The sequence below is a fragment of the Robinsoniella sp. genome, assembly GCF_034124845.1.
In genome coordinates this window covers 1-20,987 of sequence record NZ_JAWYAJ010000510.1, presented here as the reverse complement: position 1 = coordinate 20,987, position 20,987 = coordinate 1, and the positions used below count along the sequence as shown (strand labels likewise).

Annotated in this window: 19 protein-coding genes; 10 read left to right on the top strand and 9 right to left on the bottom strand. The window is 42.7% G+C overall.

What is annotated here, in order from left to right; genetic code table 11:
* The first annotated feature begins 13 nt into the window (after positions 1-13).
* A complete protein-coding gene (locus tag ACH2DQ_RS25265) occupies positions 14-160 on the top strand; it encodes an SH3 domain-containing protein (protein WP_395028615.1) in 147 nt (48 codons plus the stop codon).
* 118 nt (positions 161-278) lie between these two features.
* Here ACH2DQ_RS25265 and ACH2DQ_RS25260 read toward each other — a convergent pair whose 3' ends face one another.
* A complete protein-coding gene (locus tag ACH2DQ_RS25260; protein ID WP_394912203.1) occupies positions 279-917 on the bottom strand; it encodes a hypothetical protein in 639 nt (212 codons plus the stop codon).
* A gap of 314 nt (positions 918-1,231) precedes the next feature.
* Between ACH2DQ_RS25260 and ACH2DQ_RS25255 the strand changes: the two genes are divergently transcribed.
* From ACH2DQ_RS25255 to thrS, 3 genes are all read left to right on the top strand, one after another.
* On the top strand, positions 1,232-2,557 hold the full coding sequence (locus ACH2DQ_RS25255; RefSeq protein WP_394912202.1) for a sodium-dependent transporter: 1,326 nt from the start codon (positions 1,232-1,234) through the stop codon (positions 2,555-2,557).
* Positions 2,558-2,937: 380 nt separating this feature from the next.
* Positions 2,938-3,798, top strand: coding sequence for a YitT family protein (locus tag ACH2DQ_RS25250; protein WP_394912201.1), 861 nt, complete (start codon positions 2,938-2,940; stop codon positions 3,796-3,798).
* A gap of 405 nt (positions 3,799-4,203) precedes the next feature.
* Entirely contained in the window at positions 4,204-5,919 is a 1,716-nt protein-coding gene (gene thrS, locus ACH2DQ_RS25245) for a threonine--tRNA ligase (RefSeq protein ID WP_394912200.1), read from the top strand.
* On the opposite strand, the gene ACH2DQ_RS25240 is transcribed toward thrS, so the two are convergent.
* From ACH2DQ_RS25240 to ACH2DQ_RS25230, 3 genes are all read right to left on the bottom strand, one after another.
* Positions 5,865-6,833 (bottom strand): helix-turn-helix domain-containing protein, encoded by a 969-nt coding sequence (locus ACH2DQ_RS25240; protein WP_395028612.1) that lies wholly within the window; start codon positions 6,831-6,833, stop codon positions 5,865-5,867. The genes thrS and ACH2DQ_RS25240 overlap by 55 nt on opposite strands.
* A 139-nt stretch (positions 6,834-6,972) precedes the next feature.
* Complete coding sequence (locus tag ACH2DQ_RS25235) at positions 6,973-7,899, bottom strand: CehA/McbA family metallohydrolase (protein ID WP_394912198.1); 927 nt, start codon at positions 7,897-7,899, stop codon at positions 6,973-6,975.
* Complete coding sequence (locus tag ACH2DQ_RS25230; RefSeq protein WP_394912197.1) at positions 7,884-8,366, bottom strand: DUF6669 family protein; 483 nt, start codon at positions 8,364-8,366, stop codon at positions 7,884-7,886. The genes ACH2DQ_RS25235 and ACH2DQ_RS25230 overlap by 16 nt, the downstream gene beginning before the upstream one ends.
* A 259-nt stretch (positions 8,367-8,625) precedes the next feature.
* Here ACH2DQ_RS25230 and ald point away from each other — a divergent pair, with 259 nt between their 5' ends.
* Both ald and ACH2DQ_RS25220 read left to right on the top strand, forming a co-directional pair.
* Positions 8,626-9,750 (top strand): alanine dehydrogenase, encoded by a 1,125-nt coding sequence (ald, locus tag ACH2DQ_RS25225; protein ID WP_395028614.1) that lies wholly within the window; start codon positions 8,626-8,628, stop codon positions 9,748-9,750.
* A 156-nt stretch (positions 9,751-9,906) separates the two neighbouring features.
* Entirely contained in the window at positions 9,907-12,168 is a 2,262-nt protein-coding gene (locus tag ACH2DQ_RS25220; protein ID WP_394912195.1) for a glycoside hydrolase family 3 C-terminal domain-containing protein, read from the top strand.
* Positions 12,169-12,248: 80 nt separating this feature from the next.
* Here the strand turns inward: ACH2DQ_RS25220 and hflC are convergent, their stop codons facing one another.
* From hflC to ACH2DQ_RS25200, 4 genes are all read right to left on the bottom strand, one after another.
* Complete coding sequence (hflC, locus tag ACH2DQ_RS25215) at positions 12,249-13,118, bottom strand: protease modulator HflC (protein ID WP_395028611.1); 870 nt, start codon at positions 13,116-13,118, stop codon at positions 12,249-12,251.
* 15 nt (positions 13,119-13,133) lie between these two features.
* Positions 13,134-14,252, bottom strand: a complete 1,119-nt coding sequence (gene hflK, locus ACH2DQ_RS25210) for an FtsH protease activity modulator HflK (RefSeq protein WP_394912194.1) — start codon at positions 14,250-14,252, stop codon at positions 13,134-13,136.
* A gap of 390 nt (positions 14,253-14,642) precedes the next feature.
* The gene (locus tag ACH2DQ_RS25205) at positions 14,643-15,596 is read right to left on the bottom strand and encodes a 4Fe-4S binding protein (RefSeq protein ID WP_394912193.1); all 954 of its coding nucleotides are present in this window, start codon (positions 15,594-15,596) and stop codon (positions 14,643-14,645) included.
* A 78-nt stretch (positions 15,597-15,674) separates the two neighbouring features.
* The gene (locus ACH2DQ_RS25200) at positions 15,675-17,300 is read right to left on the bottom strand and encodes an FAD-dependent oxidoreductase (RefSeq protein ID WP_394912192.1); all 1,626 of its coding nucleotides are present in this window, start codon (positions 17,298-17,300) and stop codon (positions 15,675-15,677) included.
* Between the two features lie 125 nt (positions 17,301-17,425).
* Between ACH2DQ_RS25200 and ACH2DQ_RS25195 the strand changes: the two genes are divergently transcribed.
* The 4 genes from ACH2DQ_RS25195 to ACH2DQ_RS25180 all read left to right on the top strand — a co-directional run bounded on the left by ACH2DQ_RS25195 (position 17,426) and on the right by ACH2DQ_RS25180 (position 20,753).
* Positions 17,426-18,349 (top strand): LysR family transcriptional regulator, encoded by a 924-nt coding sequence (locus tag ACH2DQ_RS25195; protein ID WP_394912191.1) that lies wholly within the window; start codon positions 17,426-17,428, stop codon positions 18,347-18,349.
* A gap of 195 nt (positions 18,350-18,544) precedes the next feature.
* A complete protein-coding gene (locus ACH2DQ_RS25190; protein ID WP_394912190.1) occupies positions 18,545-19,252 on the top strand; it encodes a lantibiotic protection ABC transporter ATP-binding protein in 708 nt (235 codons plus the stop codon).
* Positions 19,252-20,007 (top strand): lantibiotic immunity ABC transporter MutE/EpiE family permease subunit, encoded by a 756-nt coding sequence (locus ACH2DQ_RS25185; protein WP_395028610.1) that lies wholly within the window; start codon positions 19,252-19,254, stop codon positions 20,005-20,007. Before ACH2DQ_RS25190 ends, ACH2DQ_RS25185 begins: the two co-directional genes overlap by 1 nt.
* Complete coding sequence (locus ACH2DQ_RS25180) at positions 20,007-20,753, top strand: lantibiotic immunity ABC transporter MutG family permease subunit (RefSeq protein ID WP_394912188.1); 747 nt, start codon at positions 20,007-20,009, stop codon at positions 20,751-20,753. The genes ACH2DQ_RS25185 and ACH2DQ_RS25180 overlap by 1 nt, the downstream gene beginning before the upstream one ends.
* A gap of 105 nt (positions 20,754-20,858) precedes the next feature.
* On the opposite strand, the gene ACH2DQ_RS25175 is transcribed toward ACH2DQ_RS25180, so the two are convergent.
* On the bottom strand, positions 20,859-20,987 hold a 129-nt coding region (locus ACH2DQ_RS25175), incomplete at its 5' end, for a DUF6783 domain-containing protein (protein ID WP_395028613.1).

Here is a 20,987-nt window from a genome sequence, read left to right as displayed (position 1 = left end):
TGCAGCAGCTTATATCCGGGAAGCTCCCAGTTATGAGGGTGCTATACTAGATACTCTGCAGGCAGGACAGGCAGTAACATTCCTAGAAGATGTAGGCGGATGGTATAAAGTAGAAGCAAATGGATATGTTGGATATGTAGGAGCCAGATTCTTTAACTAAAGGGATAACGGTAATTACATATATCCGCGCTCTAACCATTTTGCAAACAGAAAAAGTCAGGAAACAGTGTAAACAGATGCTGTTTCCTGACTTTTTTATGTAATAAATATTCAATACTTCAGGCAATCCAGTTAATTCTTATATAATTATCCAGGATATTGGAAAGGAAAAAAGAACTGACAAGAGCCATAAAAAATAGAAATATAAAGTTTTGATAATCCTGATCGCGGCTTCTTCGCAGACGCATGAGAAGCTTCATAAAACAGAAAAGAGAGACAAAGATGGAAAGGATAGCCGGTACATACAAAAGTGAGGAATTTCCGGTTGCCAGGACAAGTGCTGTACCCGTATTCAATTCATCAATGCGCACCGTCTGACCGGTAAATACAGGAAGCATAAGGGTAGCAGCCCAAGCTATAATCCGCAGGCAGGAATTGCAAAGAGCCAGAGCCAGAACGGTCATTTTGGTGACTGGATTCTTAAAACGTACTTTACAGAACAGGAAAGTGAATACGACAGCCAGCGTCAGCGTCAGCAGAACACTGAAATCCATAAGCGTCTTAATATCCAGGTCTAGATTCATTCGAAACCCGGAATCTTTTGGATAAAGGTACACATGGCCGATTCGCCGGAACCCGGTACTGACAGACTGCCCAAGCCTTGCCATGCTGAATCCGTGAATACATTCATGGAGAAATGTTGATAAAAGAAAGATTATATTGCAAATAGCAAACCATATGTATTTTCTCTTTGACATGGAATCCACCTCCTTTTTTTCGTTACTGCTATTTTACATCTGAGATAGAATAGAAGCAAGTTATATTTCTGTTACAAGTTTTTGGGGAATAATTAAAAAAGTGTGAAAAAAAAATCGCTTTTACACTGCTGATTTTTGAATCTACTAAGTCAGATTATGGTTTTCAGGGATTATGTTTGAAGATATATATGGAAAAATGATTAATTTTGTTGAAATATACCTACAATTTTGTTAAACTAATTTTAACTCTGCTCTGTTAGCGTTATAATATTTGAGGGCGTAAGAGTGTTAGATAATCTTAATTGGAGGGCAAAATGGAGAAAAAAGGACAATGGGCGTCTAGCCTGGGATTTATCCTTGCAACTGCGGGAGCAGCGGTGGGACTAGGGAATCTCTGGAAGTTCCCGTATTTAATGGGAAAGAACGGTGGATTTCAATTTTTAATTACGTATTTAATTTTTATCGCGGTATTGGGACTTCCGGTTATGATCACAGAGATGAGTATAGGAAGAATGACGGGGAAGGGACCGGTACAGGCATATGAGAATTTAAATCCCAAATCCAAAATTATCGGTATTATGGGTATTTTATGTGCGTTTATTATATTATCTTACTACAGTGTTATCGGCGGATGGATTTTAAAATATATAGCCAGTTATGTTACAAGCATGAGTGCACCGGCGGATTTCAGCGCATATATCGCAGAGCCGGCAGCGCCTGTCATCTGGCATCTGGTATTTATGGCGTGTACCGGATTTGTTTGTTATAGAGGCACAAAGGGAATTGAGAAAGCTTCACGGTTTATGATGCCTGGACTGCTGATCTTACTGGTGATCATTGTAATACGATCCCTGACACTGCCTGGTGCAAATCAGGGTGTGGATTTTGTATTTAAAATGAACGGTGGATTTGACCTGAAGTCGGTACCGGCTGCATTGGGACAGGTATTTTATTCACTGAGTCTGTGTATGGGAATTACGATCACTTACGGCAGCTATTTAAACAGAAAAGAAAATATCCCTAAAAATGCGCTGATTGTTGCAGGTCTTGACACCTTCGTTGCGATTTTGGCGGGGCTGGCTATATTCCCGGCGGTTTTTGCATTTGGACTGGAACCGGCTCAGGGACCAAGCCTGACTTTTGGAACACTCCCGAAAGTATTTGAAAGTATGTCCGGTGGATGGATTTTTGCATTGCTGTTTTTTGGACTGATGTTTTTTGCAGCCTTAACTTCTGCCATAGCACTTTTGGAATGCGTGGTGTCCTCTGTATTGGATCATTTTAAATGCAAGAGGAGAACGGCGGTAATTTTCGTCGCATTGGGCGTATTTCTGCTGGGTATTCCAAGTGCCCTGTCGTTTGGAGTATTGGGAGATGTGACCATCTTAAATTATTCTGTTTTTGATTTTATGGGGATGCTGACAGATAATATTCTGATGCCTATTGGCGGTATTCTGATGTGCATTTTTGTAGGCTGGATCTGGGGACCGAAACGGATTCTGCAGCATGTGGAATCGGACGGGATTTCCTTTAAGCTGAAAAAGGCATGGCTGATCTGCATTCGGTTTATTACACCGATTCTGGTTGTAATTGTAACGGTTATGGGATTCATGGATGTTTACCGCACAATTATGAAATAAGAGTGTTGCTGTAACTTTGAGCATCCGAAGGGTGTGAACAGTAATATAAGAGTTGGAAACAGCCCTGCTTTTAAATACTGCTTTACTCCTTCGGATAAATGTGGTATTCTTATCAGAGAAAAAGACAGGATGTGTATTTCAGTGAGTTTACGGTTATATTGGATAAATAGATATTATGATAAAAATAAAAGATTAAACATACGAAACAAACTTTGCAGGTTACTTAGTAACCTGCTTTTTTTGTGCTTTAGTGTAGTAATATAACAGAATTATTTTATGTAAAACTTTTATATACAACCACGTGTGTAAAGTGTGGCACACAGCTGTCAAAAAAATTCTTATATAACCAGGCAGTAAAAAAACAGGAAAGAGGGAAACTTATGTTATCACAATTATCAAAAATAAAAAATGTTTTCTTTGTATTTTTGGGAAATACGATTTATGCACTTGCAATTACCATCTTCATTCTTCCGAATCAGATGATTACGGGAGGCACCACAGGACTGGCACTATCTTTCCACCATTATTTTCAAATTCCTATTTCGGCATTTGTATTCTGTTTTAATGCCGTTATGTTTATCCTGGGAGCTTTTATTTTGGGGAAACGTTTTGCCCTTACCACACTGATCAGTACCTTTTACTATCCGCTTATCCTGGGCGTGTTCCAGAAAATTCCCATACTGGAGCATGTCACAGGTGACAGGATGTTATCTACCATCTGCGGCGGAATTATGATCGGCTTTGCAATAGGATTTGTAATTCGTGCCGGTGCCTCCACCGGTGGTATGGACATTCCGCCGCTTGTACTGAATAAGAAGTTTGGGCTTCCGGTTTCGGCAATGCTATATATCTTTGATTTTACAATTCTGATACTGCAGATGATGTTCTCGGATTCGGAACAGATTGTATACGGTATTCTTCTTGTACTGATCTATTCCGTTGTTCTGGACAAGATTCTCTTTATGGGAACTGCCCAGACCCAGGTGAAAATTATTAGCAGTAAGTATGAGGAGATTAACAGGGAGATCTTAAAGCGCCTGGATCGGGGAACCACGTTTATCCATGCACAGACGGGGTATATGCAAAATGAACAGCCGATTATATTGACCGTTATATCCAACCGGGAACTGGTAAAACTCAATCAGCTGGTTATGGAAGAAGATCCAAAAGCATTTATGGTGATCAGCCACGTAAATGAAGTGCGGGGCAGGGGGTTTTCTGCTAAGAAAATTTATAAATAATAAATCAGCCCTTGACAGACCCGCTGAAAGTGCTATAATGACTTCAATATAAGAAAAGCTATGAAGGAAACAGTAACTGTCAGGAAGCAGTCAGAGAGAGAAACAAGTTGGTGGAAGTTTCTTATGCGAAATGTCAGCGAAGACCATTCCCGAGCAGCGGTGCGAAGTCGAGAGAATAAGCATTGCCGTATGCCTGCGTTAAAGGCTTGGATTTGTTAGAATCTGAAAGAGAAAAATTAAGGTGGAACCGTGCATTCTGATTAGTTTGCACCCTTAAACGTATGGCAGTTGTCTGTCGTGCGTTTGAGGGTGCTTTTCTTATGTTACTGCAATCTGGCCAGATTGTTATCCAATTTAAACAGGAGTTTATGCCCTGTTATCAAAAGGCAAAGGAGCTTGGAGCAGATGAAAGAAAAATTTGAAAAGAGTGTATTCTATCATACGACGGCGCATATTTTAGCCCAGGCGGTGAAACGGTTGTATCCCGGGACAAAACTTGCAATTGGACCGGCTGTTGAAAATGGGTTTTATTATGATTTTGATTGTGAGATTCCATTTACGGGAGAAGACCTGGAGCGGATAGAAGAGGAAATGAAGAAGATTATAGACAGCGGTTATGAGGTTGAATCCTTTGAACTGTCCAGGGAAGAGGCAATTTCTTTTATGAAGGAAAAAGAAGAACCTTATAAACTGGAGCTCATCCATGACATGTCAATGGAAGAAAAGTTTCGTTTTTACCGGCAGGGAGAATTTTGTGATCTATGCAAAGGCCCTCATCTAAAAAATACGAAATATGCAGGGGCGGTGAAGCTTACATCACTGGCGGGAGCTTATTGGAGAGGCTGTGAGAAGAACAAAATGCTCACCAGAATCTATGGAATATCTTTTGAAAAGCCAGCTCAGTTAAAGGAGTATCTGCTGCAGATGGAAGAAGCGAAAAAAAGGGATCACAGAAAGCTGGGGAAAGAACTGAGGCTGTTTGCCATGATGGACGAAGGGCCTGGTTTCCCGTTTTTTCTTCCCAAAGGAATGGTGCTTAAAAATCAGTTAATTGATTACTGGAGAAAAATTCATCAAAGAGAAGGTTACGTAGAAATATCTACGCCTGTGATGCTAAACCGCAAATTGTGGGAGACATCCGGGCATTGGGAGCATTACAAAGAAAATATGTATACGTCCTCCATTGATGGAGAAGAATTTGCCATCAAACCTATGAACTGTCCGGGGGGAATGCTGGTTTACCAGTCAGAACCCCATTCTTACCGGGAGCTGCCCATACGCATTGGAGAATTGGGTGTTGTTCACCGCCACGAAAAATCCGGCGCCCTTCATGGGCTGATGCGGGTGCGCAGTTTCGCACAGGATGATGCCCATATATTTATGGCAAATGAGCAGATCACAGAAGAAATCAAAGGGGTTGTGCGCCTGATCGATGAAGTGTACCGAAAGTTTGGGTTTACGTATCATGTGGAATTATCCACAAAGCCGGAAAACAGCATCGGAAGCCAGGAAGATTGGGAGCTGGCTACAAACGGACTTAGAAATGCGCTGGATGAACTTAACATGTCCTTTGTTGTAAATGAGGGAGACGGGGCATTTTACGGACCGAAGATTGATTTTCATCTAAAGGATTCTATTGGAAGGACGTGGCAGTGCGGGACGATACAGCTGGATTTTCAGCTGCCCCTTCGCTTTGGAGCAGAATATATCGGGGCAGACAGAGAGAAGCACCGTCCGATTATGATCCACCGGGTAGTATACGGCTCTATTGAGCGCTTTATTGGAATCCTGATAGAGCATTATGCCGGGAAATTTCCGGTTTGGCTGGCACCGGTTCAGACAAAAATACTGCCGGTATCGGAAAAATCCAATGTTTATGCCGGGAAAATCGCAGAGCGGTTAAAAGCAGCATCCATCCGATGTGAAGTGGATCAAAGAGATGAAAAAGTCGGGTATAAGATCAGGGAAGCCCAACTGGAAAAAGTGCCGTATATGGTTATCCTGGGACAAAAGGAAGAAGAAGCAGGCACGGTGTCAGTCCGCGACCGTGACAGCCAGAGAACCAGTCAGATGTCCCTGGACGAATTCATAGAATTGATCCAGAAAGAGGCGGTATACTGATTGCCGGACTCTTTTTTTGCTGCCAGTTCTTTTCGGATTTGCCCGGGGGTACATCCGTAGACATCGTAAAACATCTTACGGAACAGTTTATAATTGGTAAAGCCATGCTGTTCCAGGAGCGACAGCAAAGAGGTATCCGTACAGCAAAGATCCTGATAGATACAGTTGAACCGGTACTGGTTCAGATATTCCACAAAAGTGATGCCCATATGCCTTTTGAAAAATCGGCAAAAATATTCTGGTGTAAACCCGGCATAGGATGAAATTTCACTTAAAAGGATTTTTTCATTGGAATGCTTTTTCACATAATCCAGAATGGGTCCCAAACGTTCCAGGTTCCGGGTGTTTTTCTCCTTTGTATCAGGGTCAACCGGCACCTGGAAATTATGATAGAGCATATAAAGCATCTCAAAGAGCAGACTGGTAAATTTCAAATGGGAACCCATCGGCTTCTCCTGGACCAGTACCGCCATCTGCAGAATAGTTTCTTTCATCTGGCAAAGCTTTGTACGGACAATTTCACTTTCCGGGAATTGAGGAATTACAAAACGAATAGTATCGATTTCCGGAATATAATTCTTGAGCATAGGGTATGGAATCTGAAGCAGGATATAGTCACAGTCATTGAGGCATCTGGTGCTGTGCAGATCTCTGGGATTTACCAGGATCAGATCATCCTTTTCCAGAACCGTGGTCTGGTTTTTAATGATCGTTTCCAGTCGCCCGTCATTCATATACAGAATTTCGATACACTCATGCCAGTGACCGGGAATATACATTTTCGAAATCAGGATATGTTCAAAATTAACATGAAGGTCCGAGACCAGACGGGTCTGCTCATAATAATAATTATCCATGGTAAGAGGATGCCTTTCTTTTACAAAGTAGTAGATGCTTTGTGTTAAGCATAGCATAGGAGGAAATCCGGGTCAAGTGAACAAATCGGTTCAATCGTACAATCCGGTCAAGCGCACAACCTGGCTCAATCGTACAATCCGGTCAAGCGCACATCCTGTCTCAAGAGCAAAATTATGCTCAATCGTACAACCTGTCTCAAAGATAAATAACGCAGCCCACGCATACCAGATTTTCTATGGCGGTGTCCTGCTGGTACAGCTTTGGAATGATAATTTTTGCACCATTTAATTCATCCAGAGAAACATGCAGTGTTTCTTCCGGCTGAATTTCCTTTTGAATGATTTTCCCACCTGTTTTCAGTGTAAGATAGTAAGGTGTTCCATGGGTGTGTAAATATCCCGGCTTGTGGGCAGGAAGGATGGTAAAGGCTATGGAATTGCTTTCCGGCTCCGGATTGCTTACCAGAATAGGTCCTTTTGAAATGCAGGTTTTAAGGGAGTGTATGGCGTCTGCCAGCTCTCTGGCGGTATCGCCGCCCTTTTCGCCGGGGATGTAGGTAGCAAACTGTCCGCCCATATCCCATATTCCATGGAGGTCCATACCGCAGGTCATGGCCAAGCGGTGTCCTTTCAGAACCAGGGATTCCCACCATAACAGCCCCCGTTCATTTACTTCGTGGAGGGGCTCCGGATTGTTGAAGATCTCAATGAAATCCAGCGCGGAGAAGTCCGTTATTTTCATATCAAAGCGGCATCCTCTGGCAAACGGATGACCGTAGGAGAAAGGATGGGCAACACCCGTTAAAGCCCCTTTTTCCCTGGCAGCCCGGAACAGCAATTCCGGTTTGTGAAGATTGATATTTTCCCAGGGAACATATTCCTGAAGGTTCAGGCAGAGAATATGCCCATAATAAGTCGTATATTCCATGCCGTAAATGCAGTCGATGGGATGACCCATATCTTCCAGCAGGCTGCGGATTTTGCCATGTCCCGAAATGGTATTATGGTCAGTAATGGCAAATGCATGGGCTTTGTCCTTTACCATTAGTTCAATGAGCTCCTGACAGGTAATGCTGCTGTCTGATTCCGTGGTATGATTGTGCAGTTCTAATCGTTTGTACATGCTGTGCGCCTCCCTCCTGCAGATACGGTTAATTGATAGTGGGTATCATTTTGTATCACATTAAATACCAGCAGAGTAACCTTTAAGACCCCTTCCAAACAGGGCTGGACTATACAGCCTTCCGTGGCTGTCTGGGGGGTAAAGTACATGTGGCGTGTAGTTAACTGACGGTGTACGCACCCGATAAACGTATCATTTAATGAAGCAAGTGTATGTATTTCTGTTTTCATATCATTTTGGATGACTCTTGTAATTTCTTCATCAGAGGAAGAAGTAATCCCATATTCCTTTTCCACAAGAGATTTCATTTCCTCTTTTAATTCATCGGTAATCACAGCATAGTGTTGTTTGTCAAAAGTAAATTCAATATCCAGTTCATTGTAAGTGTGTTCCAGGCATACCGTATATGAAATCTGACCCACGAAACCTTCATTCAGTGTACCTGTTACGTGATATAATTCCTCCATAAGTACCTCCGGTTGTGTATTTTGATAAACTATACTACATTTAAATTAGAGTTACAAGTGGAAAAAACTATAATTATGAATGGATTTAATGCTGATTTATATAAAAAATAGTGTGGATTCTGGAATATTTTGTGATATACTGTTTTTTATAGTTTGTTGAAAAGCTGAAAGAAAATATTGATAAGAGAAAGGAAGCCACACTGGAATTCCTTCAGCTTTCTAAAGAAGTGGCTGTATGGCAGGCAAGCCTGTGAATACAATGGGTAAAAGGATGATAGTAGGAGTGCCAAAAGAAATCAAAAATAATGAAAACAGGGTATCCGTTACGCCGGCAGGGGTATATACCCTGGTGCATGGGGGACATCAGGTAATCGTGGAGACGAATGCCGGAGAAGGCAGCGGATTTACAGATGAGGAATATTTAAATGCCGGTGCTGAGATAGCGGGGAGTGCCGCAGATGTATTTGCAAAAGCGGATATGATCGTAAAGGTAAAAGAATATGTGGAGTCAGAATATCAATATTTAAGAGAAGACCAGCTGGTATTTACCTACCTGCATATTGCAAATGATGCCCCTCTGGCAGATGCATTACTGGATACGAAAACTACGGCAATAGCATATGAAACGATCCGGGGTAAAAACGGGGGACTTCCGCTGCTGGCTCCAATGAGCGAAGTTGCCGGCAGAATGTCTGTACAGGTTGGCGCTTATATGCTTCAGAATTATAATGGCGGAAGCGGAGTGCTTCTTGGAGGAGTACCCGGAGTTATGCCCGGAAAAGTCGTGGTTGTAGGCGGTGGAGTGGTTGGCTTAAATGCGGCAAAAGTAGCGACAGGCATGGGAGCCGATGTCACCGTATTCGATATCAATGCAGAAAGAATGGCATATATTGATGACATCAGCGGAGGCAGAATCCATACTCAGTTCAATAATCCTTACAATTTAAAAGAAGCGGTAAAGGAAGCGGATCTGGTTATCGGGGCGGTATTAATTCCGGGGGCAAAGGCACCGAAAGTAGTAACCGAAGATATGGTTAAAGAGATGAAAAAAGGCAGTGTGATTGTAGATGTTGCAATCGATCAGGGCGGCTGTGTGGAAACCTCCACCAAGATTACCACCCATGACAATCCCTGCTTTGAAAAGCATGGCGTTATTCATTATTCCGTTGCAAATATGCCGGGGGCGGTATCCAGGACATCTACAATTGCCCTGTCCAGCAGCACCCTCCCATACGTATTGAAGCTGGCGGATAAAGGGGTAAATGCGTTGAAAGAAGATCCCGATTTTATGGCGGGGCTGAACACGTATAAGGGAAAAGTAACCTTCCAGGGTGTGGCGGAAGCACTCGGCAAAGAATATACAGATCCAAAAACGTGTTTATAAAGTCAAGATTGACCTATATAAAAGCCAGTATTTCACTTTTTTATCCTTGTTAAATATAATATAATACGTTCATACAGAAAATAACCCGCCTTATGGCAGAGCAAATTAATTTCCTGTCCTGGGCGGGACTTTTGACCAATCGGGAGGATTTTCATTATGAACGTGAAAGAAATAGTAAAACAGATGACAGTAGAAGAAAAGGCCGGTTTATGTTCCGGTCAGGATTTTTGGCATACGAAGGCGGTAGAACGTCTTGGAATTCCTGCAATTATGGTAAGCGACGGACCTCACGGACTTCGTAAACAGGATCAGGAAGCAGATCATCTTGGAATCAACGAAAGTATTAAGGCAGTATGCTTTCCGGCAGGCTGTGCACTGGCTGCATCATTTGACCGGGGGATGACCACCAGACTGGGAGAGGCCCTGGGTGTAGAGTGCCAGGCAGAAAACGTAGCAGTCATTTTAGGACCAGCAGTAAATATCAAACGGTCCCCGCTGTGCGGCAGGAATTTTGAATACTATTCGGAAGACCCTTATCTGGCATCTGAGATTGCAGCAAGCCATATCAAAGGAGTACAGAGTAAAAATGTAGGAACCAGCATCAAGCATTTTCTGGCAAATAACCAGGAACACAGAAGAATGTCTTCCAGCTCAGAGATGGATGAACGTACTGCAAGGGAAATCTATCTGGCAGCATTTGAAGGAGCGGTAAAGCAGTCGAGGCCATGGACCGTGATGTGTTCCTATAACCGGATCAACGGGATCTATGCCTGTGAAAACAAAAAATACCTTACCGATATCCTCCGGGATGAATGGGGATTTGATGGTTTCGTAGTCAGTGACTGGGGAGCTGTGAATGACAGGGTTGAAAGCTTAAAGGCTGGATTGGAACTGGAAATGCCGTCCTCTTTTGGCATCAACGATAAAAAGATTACAGAAGCAGTTAAATCCGGCAGACTTTCCGAAGAATGCCTGGATGAAGCGGCAGAGCGGGTATTGAACATCGTATACAAATTTGTTGAAAACCGGGACGAAAATGCGGTATTTGACAGGGAAGCAGATCATAAACTCTCAAAAGAAATTGCTGCGGAATGTATGGTTCTGTTGAAAAATGACAACATCCTCCCATTGGATGAGAAATCCGATACGGTCTTTATTGGTGCATTTGCCAAAAAGCCAAGATACCAGGGCGGCGGAAGCTCCCACATCAATTCTTTTAAGGTGGAATCTGCACTGGACGCTTCGGCAGGAATGGAGCATATTACATACGCCCCGGGATTTATAACCGAAGAAGATGTTGTGGATGATGCATTGATTCAAGAAGCAGTGGAAGCCGCAAAGAAGGCAGAAACAGCCGTTGTATTTGCGGGGCTGCCGGATTCCTTTGAATCAGAAGGCTTTGACCGCAGGCATATGAGACTTCCGGACTGTCAGAATGAGCTGATCCGTCAGGTGGCGGCAGTGAATCCAAACACAGTTGTGGTACTTCATAATGGATCTCCTGTGGAAATGCCATGGATTCAGGATGTGAAAGCTGTACTGGAAGCCTATCTGGGCGGGCAGGCAGTAGGCGCAGCCACCGTGGATATTTTATTTGGGAAAGCGAATCCCTGCGGAAGACTTGCAGAAACATTTCCCCTGAGATTAGAGGACAATCCCTCCTATCTGTATTATCTGGGAGAAGGCGATAAGGTAGCGTACAGAGAAGGTGTATTTGTAGGATACCGCTATTATGACAAGAAAAAAATGGATGTTCTCTTCCCATTTGGACATGGACTTAGTTATACCAATTTTTCCTATGGTAATCTGAAGCTGGATAAAGATAGTATGAAGGATACCGATATGCTCAGTGTGTCCGTAGATGTTACTAACACGGGAACTATGAAAGGGAAAGAAGTTGTTCAGCTATATGTGTCACCGTTAAATAGCAGTATGATCCGTCCGGTTCGGGAATTAAAAGGATTTGATAAAGTCGAATTAAACCCGGGTGAGACAAAGACGGTGCACTTTGAATTGGGAAAACGGGCATTTGCCTACTATGACATGGAAGTGGGAGACTGGGCAGTGGAAAGTATCGATCATGAAATCCAGATTGGAAAATCTTCCAGAGACATTGCTGCGGCAGCCAAAGTCCATGTAGAGAGCACAAAGAAAAAGGCAAGGTCTTATGACCGGAATACGACTTTTGGAGATTTGATGAAAGATGAAAAGACCATGGAGATTGCAGAAAGTATTCTGAAAGGTATGGCTGTGCTGGGGGATGCAGGTGATGATGCACTGGGTGAGAGCACGTCAGCCATGAACGAGGCAATGATGATGTATATGCCAATTCGCGGTGCCCTTACGTTTGGACAGGGAAATATCAGTGAAGAAGAACTGGAAGAATTATTAGAAAAGATAAACCGGATTACAGATTAATATCCTGCACATCTATTCATACAATGCAGTAAAAGGGCAATTCACAACGAAATGTGAATTGCCCTTTATTTATTTCACTTTTATTCGTAACCCTGAAAAATTTTGGCAATGGGTGAATCTTCCGAGAGAATCACAGTTTTGTTATCTCCTGTCATGGAAGCTTTTAGCGCATCCAGACTTCTTACGTAGGAGTAGAAATCAGTCTTGCCCTCGTCTGCATAGGCTGCGGACAGAATTTTCATATATTCTGCTTCACCTTCTGCCGTGAGAATTTCTGCCTGTTTTTCCGCCTCGGATATTTTGATGGCTATTTCTTTATCGGTGGTATTCCGGATAACCTTAGCTTCTGACTTTCCTTCTGCGGTGTAAGTAGCCGCAATATTGTTCCGTTCCGATATCATACGTTCAAATACCGCTTCTTTGTTATCATTCGGCAGATCCAGCTGTTTGGTTTCAAATACCAGAAGCTCGATTCCGTACTGATCCATGTTATTGCCGATATTCTCCATGACCCTTGATGAAAGCACACCGTCACGGCTGGTTATAACTTCATCCTGGGTCATGCTGCTGATTACGTTTTTCGTTGCGTTATAGACCGCCGTGTTAATTCTGTTTTCTGCATTTGTCTGGGATGAGTTCAATGTCTGTGCAAACTTTAGAGGATCAATGATCTTCCATAACACGTAACTGTCGCTGATCATGGTCTTTTTATCTTTTGTAATAACATCGGATGGTACCAGATCAGAGAGCAGCGTTTCCTTTGGCAGAGTATCTGCTGTCTGGATAAAAGGAATCTTTAAATGGATTCCGGGGTCGGCAATTACACGGCTGACCTTACCGAACTGGCGAACCAGTTTATATTCATTTTGTCTGGAAATAACCACGGAAGATGCCAGTGTAACCACTGCAGCAACCGCTGCGAAACAGACTATAACTACTTTCTTCTTCATAATTTCGTATCCTCCTTATTGTGCATCCGTTTGCGGGGTTTCCGGGTTTCCAGTTTCGGCAGCCGGATTTTCAGCCGTATTGGCATTGCTGTCCTTTGGTGTATCCGACTGCTGGGTACTGTCTTTTTCCGATTCCTTAACCTGTTTGCCAGAGGTATTATTCTCTGCAAATGGTTCTAGAGGAAGTACCTTCTGAACACCGCTGCCGTTGTCGATTACGATCTTTAATCCCGGCAGTACGCTTTCCATGGTTTCATAGAACATACGCTGTTTGGTCACAACGGGATTTTTCTGGTATTCTTCATACATGGCATTGAATCTGGATGTCTGAGCCGTTGCTTCATTAATCCTGGTCTGTTTCTGTGCCTCTGCATCTTTGATAATCTGGTCTACTTTTGCATCCGCTTCCGGAATCTTTTCGTTGCGGTATTTGTTGGCATTATTAATTGCAGTTTCTTTTCCTTGTTTTGCAGTTTCCACAGCCTTAAATGCCTGCATAACTTCCTGGGTAGGCGGTGCAGAGTCCTGGATGGTAATGTTCACCAGCTGGAGCCCCAGATCCTGTTTTTCAATTTTACGGATGATCATTTCTTTGATCTTAGCCTGGATTTCGCTCTTTCCGGTAGTCAGAACGTCATCTACTTTATAGCTTCCGATCACGGTACGGATACAGCTTTGAGAGATACTTTTTAAAATATCCTCAGGACGCTGGGAAGCATATAAATACTGGACCGGTTCTGCAATGCGGTACTCCACAAAAAAATCTACATTAATAAAGTTGTAATCCGATGTAATCATAATGCCTTCGGTGTCTATGGTCTGGTTGTTTTCAATCGTGTAACCAATCGGAAATCCCTGAATGGTTGTATTCACTTTCTTTACCTGCTGAATACCCGGAATTTTAAAATGAAGTCCGGTCTCTGTGACTGCCTTGGGTTTTCCAAGAGTGGTAAGGACAGCCTGTTCCTGTTCCTGAATCTGATAAAAGGATCCGGATACAATGAAGACGGCTGCCGCCGCAGCTGCAATAATGATCGCTGCCTTTTTTGCACCTCTGGCTGTTTTTTTAACGTTTTTCTGAAAATTTTTTTTTGATTCATTAAAAATGTTATTGTTCATGTTAGGGTTCCACATATAAATCCTCCTCGTAATAATCCGGCAGATAAATATCTTCCATGGCAGAAATTTATTTGCCTCTCCATCAAGTGGTTCTAAGCTTAAATCTAATTAAGCTCTGAAGTGTGTCTTATCATTTATCATAAGACAGGCTTCGGTTACGAAAGAAAAAGGTATTAAAAAAAGACTTTTATCCCAGACTGACTGCTGGAATAAAAGTCTTGCTAATTACTTACATGACGCGGATATCGCTATCGTTCTGACGCCTTCATGTACCATCTGGTTTATCTTTGCGATGGTAGCTACTCCCTTTTCTTTGTTAAAAGATTATCACAAATTGTCGAAAAATGCAAGTACTTTTTAAAAATTTTACAAATAAATCCTGTTTACGTTCCTGTTTATTCCTGTTTAACAGGTTGCTCCTCCGGTCAGATGCAGTTTGGCATCCAGAATTTCCTGTTTTCGGTCTAATAGGTCGTTTGCAAGAAGCTGTTTTTCTACATTTTCGAAGCCCAGGCGTTGGATGGTGGTGGAAAAACGTTCCCCGGTCTTTCCCTGTTCCCGGAAGAGCAGGATGGCTTTTTCGATTACGTCAAGGGCTTCTTCTTTGGAAGTAAATACTTTATTTAATGCCTTTCCAATGGCAATGCGTTTTCCCCATCTTCCACCAATATAGATTTTAAATCCGGGAACGCCTTCTTCAATGGCATCAAAACGGCATTTACCGATACAGCGGCCACAGTTATTGCAAGCTTCTTCATCAATTTCCAGGATGCCGTCAACTACTTTTGCAGCACCCACCGGACAGGCTGTTTCCACGGAACATTTTTTGCATCCGTTGCAGCAGTCCTCTTCGAAGACTGGAGTCATCTGTCCGATGATACCGATGTCGTTTAAATCCGGCTTTACGCAGTTATTTGGACATCCGCCTACGGCAATTTTAAATTTGTGCGGCAGTTTCACCGTGTTGTAGCCAACGTAGAAACGGTCGTGGATTTCTTCGGAGATTGCAAATGCATCTAACAAGCCGTATTGGCAGGTAGTTCCCTTACAGGCTACCACAGGACGCACTTTAGAGCCGGTACCGCCGGTCACCAAACCTGTTTTGGAAAGATAGGTGCGGAAATCTTCAATTTTATCAAATGGGATTCCCTGTACTTCGATGGTGAGCCTTGTGGTCAGAGTTACGACTCCGTTTCCAAATAAATTCGCTGCCTCTGAGATACACTGCATTTGATCTGCCGTAATTTTACCATTGACAGTGATGATTCTTCCTGAAAAATTATCAGTTCCTTTGTTGCTTAAAAATCCTAATGCTTTTACACGTTTTTCTTCTTCTGGTTTGATTGTTAAAGTTGCCATATTTTCCTCCTGAGTTATGTAATCATAATTATTTAATTCGGACTTCCATCATTTCTAATGACGTTCTGTATTTGCTGCTTATCCTTCTATTTCATTAAATGCAGTTCCGCCCTCTAAGACTTTGGTATTGGTATATCCATAGTATTTCAGACGGTTCTGGAGCATGTAGGCACGTTTGCCTTTGCTGCATATCAGCAAAAGTTTTTCGTCGGTGTTTAATCCTGGAACAGGTGCATTTACAGAAGAAAGGTCTATATAACGTGCTCCGTCGATCTGGGGGGTTATGGATGCATCAATAATCTGGTAGCCATCTGCTTTGCCTTCCTGGTATTCAACAGGAGTAAATGTTTCAAATTCACCGCTTAATTTATTTAGTAGAATATTGACAGTCTGAGTAAATGGGTGGATGGCTGTAGAAAAGGGTGGTGCATAGGCTAGGTCCATATTTTCAACAGATTCCAGATCAGCGTGGAGGGTGATTGCGGTAGCAGCAATATCTACCATTTTGTCAACGGCGCCCTTACCTGCAACCTGTAAGCCCAACAGTTCATGTGTGGTTTTGTCGGCTGTCATTTTTACAATGAAGGCAGATGCTCCGGGATAATAGTGTGCTTTGTCATCCACTACGGAAATAACGCTGATTACCTCTCTGCCGGCGGCAATGGCAGCGGCCTCGCTCAGTCCTGTTTTTCCAATATTTAATTCCGGCAGCTTACAGACACCTGTACCCAGTACCCCATGGTAAGAAAGCTGCTTTTCACTAATATTTTGGGCTGCAATTCGCCCTTCTATATTTGCGGAGGACCCCATAGGTGACCAGGCATGTTCTTCTGTTATGGCATTTGTGACGCTGGCACAGTCTCCAATAGCATAGATATCTTTATCATTTGTCTGTAAGTATTCATTCACCTTTATGGTCTTGTTAGGCATTAGCTCAATACCTGTATCAGAGAGAAAACCTGTGTTTGCACGGATGCCAATTGAAAGAATAACGGCATCGGCTTTCATTGTACGCCCGGAAGTCTGGACTTTTTCTACCTGGTTAGTTCCAAGAATGGCTTCTAACCGTGTGCCGGTAAAGGACATGATACCGTGATCAGCCAGGTGGTTCTCAATATATCCTGCAAACTCTGTATCAAATCCCGGTAAAATCTGATCTGCCATATCAATGACAGAAACGCGCACACCTTTAGACACCAGATTTTCAGCAACTTCCAATCCAATGAAACCGGCACCGGCAATAACCGCCCGTTTGATTCCGGAGGTTTCCAGTGTTTCTCTCAAAGAAATTGCATCTTCTGGTGTTCTCATATAGAAAACATTTTTTAAATGGATCCCGTCTATTGGCGGAATAACAGGACTTGCACCGGAAGCAATGATTAATTTGTCATATGAATAGACACAAGAATTATTTGTCTTCAGATTCACAGCGGTGACTGTTTTTTCAGCCCTGTTGATATGGGTTACTTCGGTTTCGGTGGATACTTTGACACCAGTCTGTTTTGTAAAGCTTTCCGGTGTATTGACGATCAGTTCTTCTTTATCTTCGATTACACTTCCCACATAGTAAGGAAGACCGCATCCGGCATAGGAAATCTCAGCGCTTTTTGTAAGAATCTGTACGTCATATCCCTGGTTTTCGCGTTTCAATTTTGCAGCTGCTTTTGTGCCGGCAGCGACGCCTCCAATGATTAATACTTTCATATGTACAAAACCTCTTTTCCTGTTATATGTATTACTATAACACTTGTTTATTAATAAGAAAAATGATATTATCTTATCATAAACATAGGTAAAACCTATAGTAAAATTTGGAAGAAGGAACGCATATGACAATCAGGCATCTGAGGATTTTTGTAATGGTAGCAGACTGCGGAACCATGAGTCTGGCAGCGGAAAAGATGTTCCTGTCCCAGCCTACAGTGAGTCAGGCAATACGGGAATTAGAAGAACACTATGGGGGACTTTTGTTTGAACGTTTGTCAAAACACCTTTACATCACGGATCTGGGTGAAAAGCTATTGGGATATGCCAGGGAAGTTCTTCGCCAGTTTGACTATCTGGAAGAACAGATGCTGAGCAAAAAGCAGATGAAATTGCTGCGTGTGGGAACTTCAATGACCGTAGGAACCTGCCTTTTGCCGGATATGGTGCAGCGGTTTAAGAAGATGCAGGAGGACGTGGATATTTTCGCCTGTGTGAATAATACGAAAGTGATTGAACAAAAGCTTATGGATGGGGAACTGGATGTGGCGCTGGTTGAAGGACAGGTCAAAAGCCCTGATCTTGTAGTGAGGCCGTTGATTGAAGATGAGCTTGTTTTGGTATGTGCCAATAAACATCCCTTTGCCGGAATGAAAAAGCTCTATTTCTGCCAGTTGGGAAACCAGAAGTTTGTAATGCGGGAAAAGGGAAGCGGAACGCGGGAGCTATTTGAAAAAGACCTGGAGAAACACAGGGTTAAAGTAAATGTTGCCTGGGAAGTAGTGGGAACGGAGGCTATTAAACATGCCATTATAAAGGATAACTGCCTGAGCGTGATAGCTTACAGGCTGATAGAAAAAGAGGTACGTTCCGGAGAAATGTATTTGTTTCGGGAAGACACTAACAGATGGAAACGCAGTTTTGACCTGGTTTATCACAAGGATAAATTTATCAATGATGGCATGAATTCCTTTATTGACTGTCTGCGATTTTACGGCAGCGGAGAGGGATTTGAAGGATTGCAGATAGGTAGGCTGTCAGAGGGATAAATACATATGGGCAGAAAAAAGACCAGCCCCCACCGGGGGAGCCAAAAGAAATGTTAAACAAAGGAGCAAAAGTCATGAGTGATCATGGCTTTTTTTATTTCCTTATAGTTTTCTTATAATTGAGTTGTATGATACTACTAACAAAAGGAGAGGAAGCTGTATTGCAGGCGGCTGCAATCGGCGGCAGGTGTTAAAATGAATATTATTTTAGGAACTAATAATTTATGTAAAAACTTTGGGACGCAAAAAGCGGTGAGCCGCGTTTCTTTAAAAATACCGGAAAATTCAGTCTATGGGCTGCTGGGTGCAAACGGGGCAGGAAAATCCACAATTTTAAAAATGCTCACAGGAATGCTCCATCCAACTTCGGGAGAGATATTTTTTGAAGGGCATTTGTGGCAGAGAAAGGACCTTGCTAGGATTGGTGCACTCATAGAAGCGGCACCTCTTTATGAAAATCTAACTGCAAGAGAAAATCTAAAAGTCAGGACAACCGCGCTTCAGATTCCGGAGAAAAGAATTGAGCAAGTATTACAGACGGTAGAATTAACCAATACAGGGAAGAAAAAAGCAGGACAGTTTTCCATGGGAATGAAACAGCGTCTGGGCATTGCAATTGCCCTCTTGCATCATCCGAAACTTCTGATACTGGATGAGCCTACCAACGGACTGGATCCTTTTGGAATTCAGGAACTGCGGGAATTGATCTGTTCTTTTCCTAAAAAGGGGATAACCGTTATCATTTCCAGTCATATTTTAAGCGAAGTGAATCAAATGGCGGATTATGTGGGAATTATTTCAGGCGGCATTCTGGGATATCAGGGTAAGTTCAACAAAGAAGACGACCTGGAAGCATTATTTATGGAAGTGGCGGGAAAATACCGCAGAGAGGGGGAGATCTGATGTATCACTGTATTGTTTCAGAAAGAATAAAAATAAAGCATACATTCCTGAAAATATTGTGTTATGCGGCACCGCTGTTAACCTCATTTATTTCCCTGTTCCTGGCTTCTAATTATGCACAGGTGGATAATTTTAACTGGTGGTATGGAATGATTATGCCCGGAATGCTGACTATTGCCTGTACGTTAAGTGCCGGAATCGACAAAAAGCTAAAGGATCAGGCGGTGTTGGTTATGCCGGTTAAAATGAAAGATATATGGTATGCCAAGATTGTCGTTATGGCAGAACGATTTGCTGTCTCCTGTCTTTTGATTCTGGTCGTTTCATTTGTAGAAGGAATTCTGTTTCAGGATAAAAGCTATCCCCATGTTTCCAAATTATCTAAGCTGGCTGGAACGGCACTTATGATCAATACATCTCTTTGGCAGATTACGCTGTGTATGTTTTTGGGATATAAGATTGGTATTTTCCCAACCTTTATCGTCAATCTGGCGGCCTACATTGTCTTCAGTGCTACGGTATCTTTGAGCAACTGGTGGATAGCAGTACCTTATGCTTATACAGCAAGAATGATGATCCCGGCAATAGGGATTCTGCCAAACGGTCTTATGGCAGAACCGGGGAGTTACACCTTTTCGCCGGAGCTGATGTCAAAAGGAGTATATCTGCCGGGAATTCTATTATCCATACTTCTTTTTGCTGTGATTACTTACCTCACAGGCAGATGGTATGAAAACAGGGAGGCACAGAATTAATGAAAAGTTTATGTTGTTTGATAAAGGCTGATTTTATCAAGATGAGACATACGGCATTTTATCCGGTACATATTCTGGTACCGTTGCTTGGAAATATTCTTTTTCTGGGATATTTTATAATTTCGCCCTGGGAACCGGCAGGGAAAATACAGGCTTATTTAGAGGTAGTGGCTATTGCATTCCCGTTAATCGGTGCAGTAGTAACCGCGATGGCGGCGGAGCAGGAGGCGATGGCGGGAGGATTTAAAGAAATGCTTTCACAGCAGTATCCGAGATGGGAAGTATGGATCAGCAAATTTCTCACGCTTTTTCTGACCGGACTGGCAGCGGATATTTTTGCAATCGGCACTTTTTTGCTGGGATTCCGTTTACTGGTGGGAGGCGGTCAGGTGGAATTGCCCATTTTTGCAGGTGCAGCTTTGATCATCATTTTTTGTCAGATTATCATGTATACGTTTCATCTAATGGTTGGAATACGTTTTGGCAGAGGGGCACTGATGGGTCTGGCAGTAGTGGAATGCCTCGTGACGGCTCTGATGCTGACCGGGCTTGGGGAAGGACTATGGATGTTTTTGCCTTGTTCCTGGGGTGCCAGGCTTTGCGACTATTTTTTACTATATTACCGGAAAGGACTGTTTTTTAATCAACTGGGGGTTCCTACAGCCGGAGGGATATTGGGGGCAACCGTGATTGTATTTATATTATATCTGGTTTGGAGCGGGAGGTTTGAGGGGAGAAAAAATTAATTTCTGTGCTGGAAAATTATGTTAATTTATTATAAGATGAGACACATTGTAACTGGGTATCGTAAACAATTAGATACCCGGTTTTGTTTTGGTTAGAATTAGAGATTACCCGGTTATCAATTCATACAAATCTATTGTTTGGAGAACAATAGAGAGTAAATCCATTATGCTGGAGCTTTTTTTAAAATTGCTTTCTGGCAGCTGTGCGTCACACTTTGTGGGAGATTTGTCCCG

Bases quoted from the DNA above. Each gene is read 5' to 3' on its own strand.
- ACH2DQ_RS25230 (WP_394912197.1), bottom strand. From the start codon at position 8,366: ATGGAGGAATTATATCACGTAACAGGTACACTGAATGAAGGTTTCGTG.
- ald (WP_395028614.1), top strand. From the start codon at position 8,626: ATGGGTAAAAGGATGATAGTAGGAGTGCCAAAAGAAATCAAAAATAAT.
- ACH2DQ_RS25180 (WP_394912188.1), top strand. From the start codon at position 20,007: ATGAAAAGTTTATGTTGTTTGATAAAGGCTGATTTTATCAAGATGAGA.
- ACH2DQ_RS25260 (WP_394912203.1), bottom strand. From the start codon at position 917: ATGTCAAAGAGAAAATACATATGGTTTGCTATTTGCAATATAATCTTT.
- ACH2DQ_RS25200 (WP_394912192.1), bottom strand. From the start codon at position 17,300: ATGAAAGTATTAATCATTGGAGGCGTCGCTGCCGGCACAAAAGCAGCT.
- thrS (WP_394912200.1), top strand. From the start codon at position 4,204: ATGAAAGAAAAATTTGAAAAGAGTGTATTCTATCATACGACGGCGCAT.
- ACH2DQ_RS25185 (WP_395028610.1), top strand. From the start codon at position 19,252: ATGTATCACTGTATTGTTTCAGAAAGAATAAAAATAAAGCATACATTC.
- ACH2DQ_RS25220 (WP_394912195.1), top strand. From the start codon at position 9,907: ATGAACGTGAAAGAAATAGTAAAACAGATGACAGTAGAAGAAAAGGCC.
- ACH2DQ_RS25235 (WP_394912198.1), bottom strand. From the start codon at position 7,899: ATGTACAAACGATTAGAACTGCACAATCATACCACGGAATCAGACAGC.
- hflC (WP_395028611.1), bottom strand. From the start codon at position 13,118: ATGAAGAAGAAAGTAGTTATAGTCTGTTTCGCAGCGGTTGCTGCAGTG.
- ACH2DQ_RS25195 (WP_394912191.1), top strand. From the start codon at position 17,426: ATGACAATCAGGCATCTGAGGATTTTTGTAATGGTAGCAGACTGCGGA.
- ACH2DQ_RS25255 (WP_394912202.1), top strand. From the start codon at position 1,232: ATGGAGAAAAAAGGACAATGGGCGTCTAGCCTGGGATTTATCCTTGCA.
- ACH2DQ_RS25250 (WP_394912201.1), top strand. From the start codon at position 2,938: ATGTTATCACAATTATCAAAAATAAAAAATGTTTTCTTTGTATTTTTG.
- ACH2DQ_RS25205 (WP_394912193.1), bottom strand. From the start codon at position 15,596: ATGGCAACTTTAACAATCAAACCAGAAGAAGAAAAACGTGTAAAAGCA.
- hflK (WP_394912194.1), bottom strand. From the start codon at position 14,252: ATGTGGAACCCTAACATGAACAATAACATTTTTAATGAATCAAAAAAA.
- ACH2DQ_RS25190 (WP_394912190.1), top strand. From the start codon at position 18,545: ATGAATATTATTTTAGGAACTAATAATTTATGTAAAAACTTTGGGACG.
- ACH2DQ_RS25240 (WP_395028612.1), bottom strand. From the start codon at position 6,833: ATGCTATGCTTAACACAAAGCATCTACTACTTTGTAAAAGAAAGGCAT.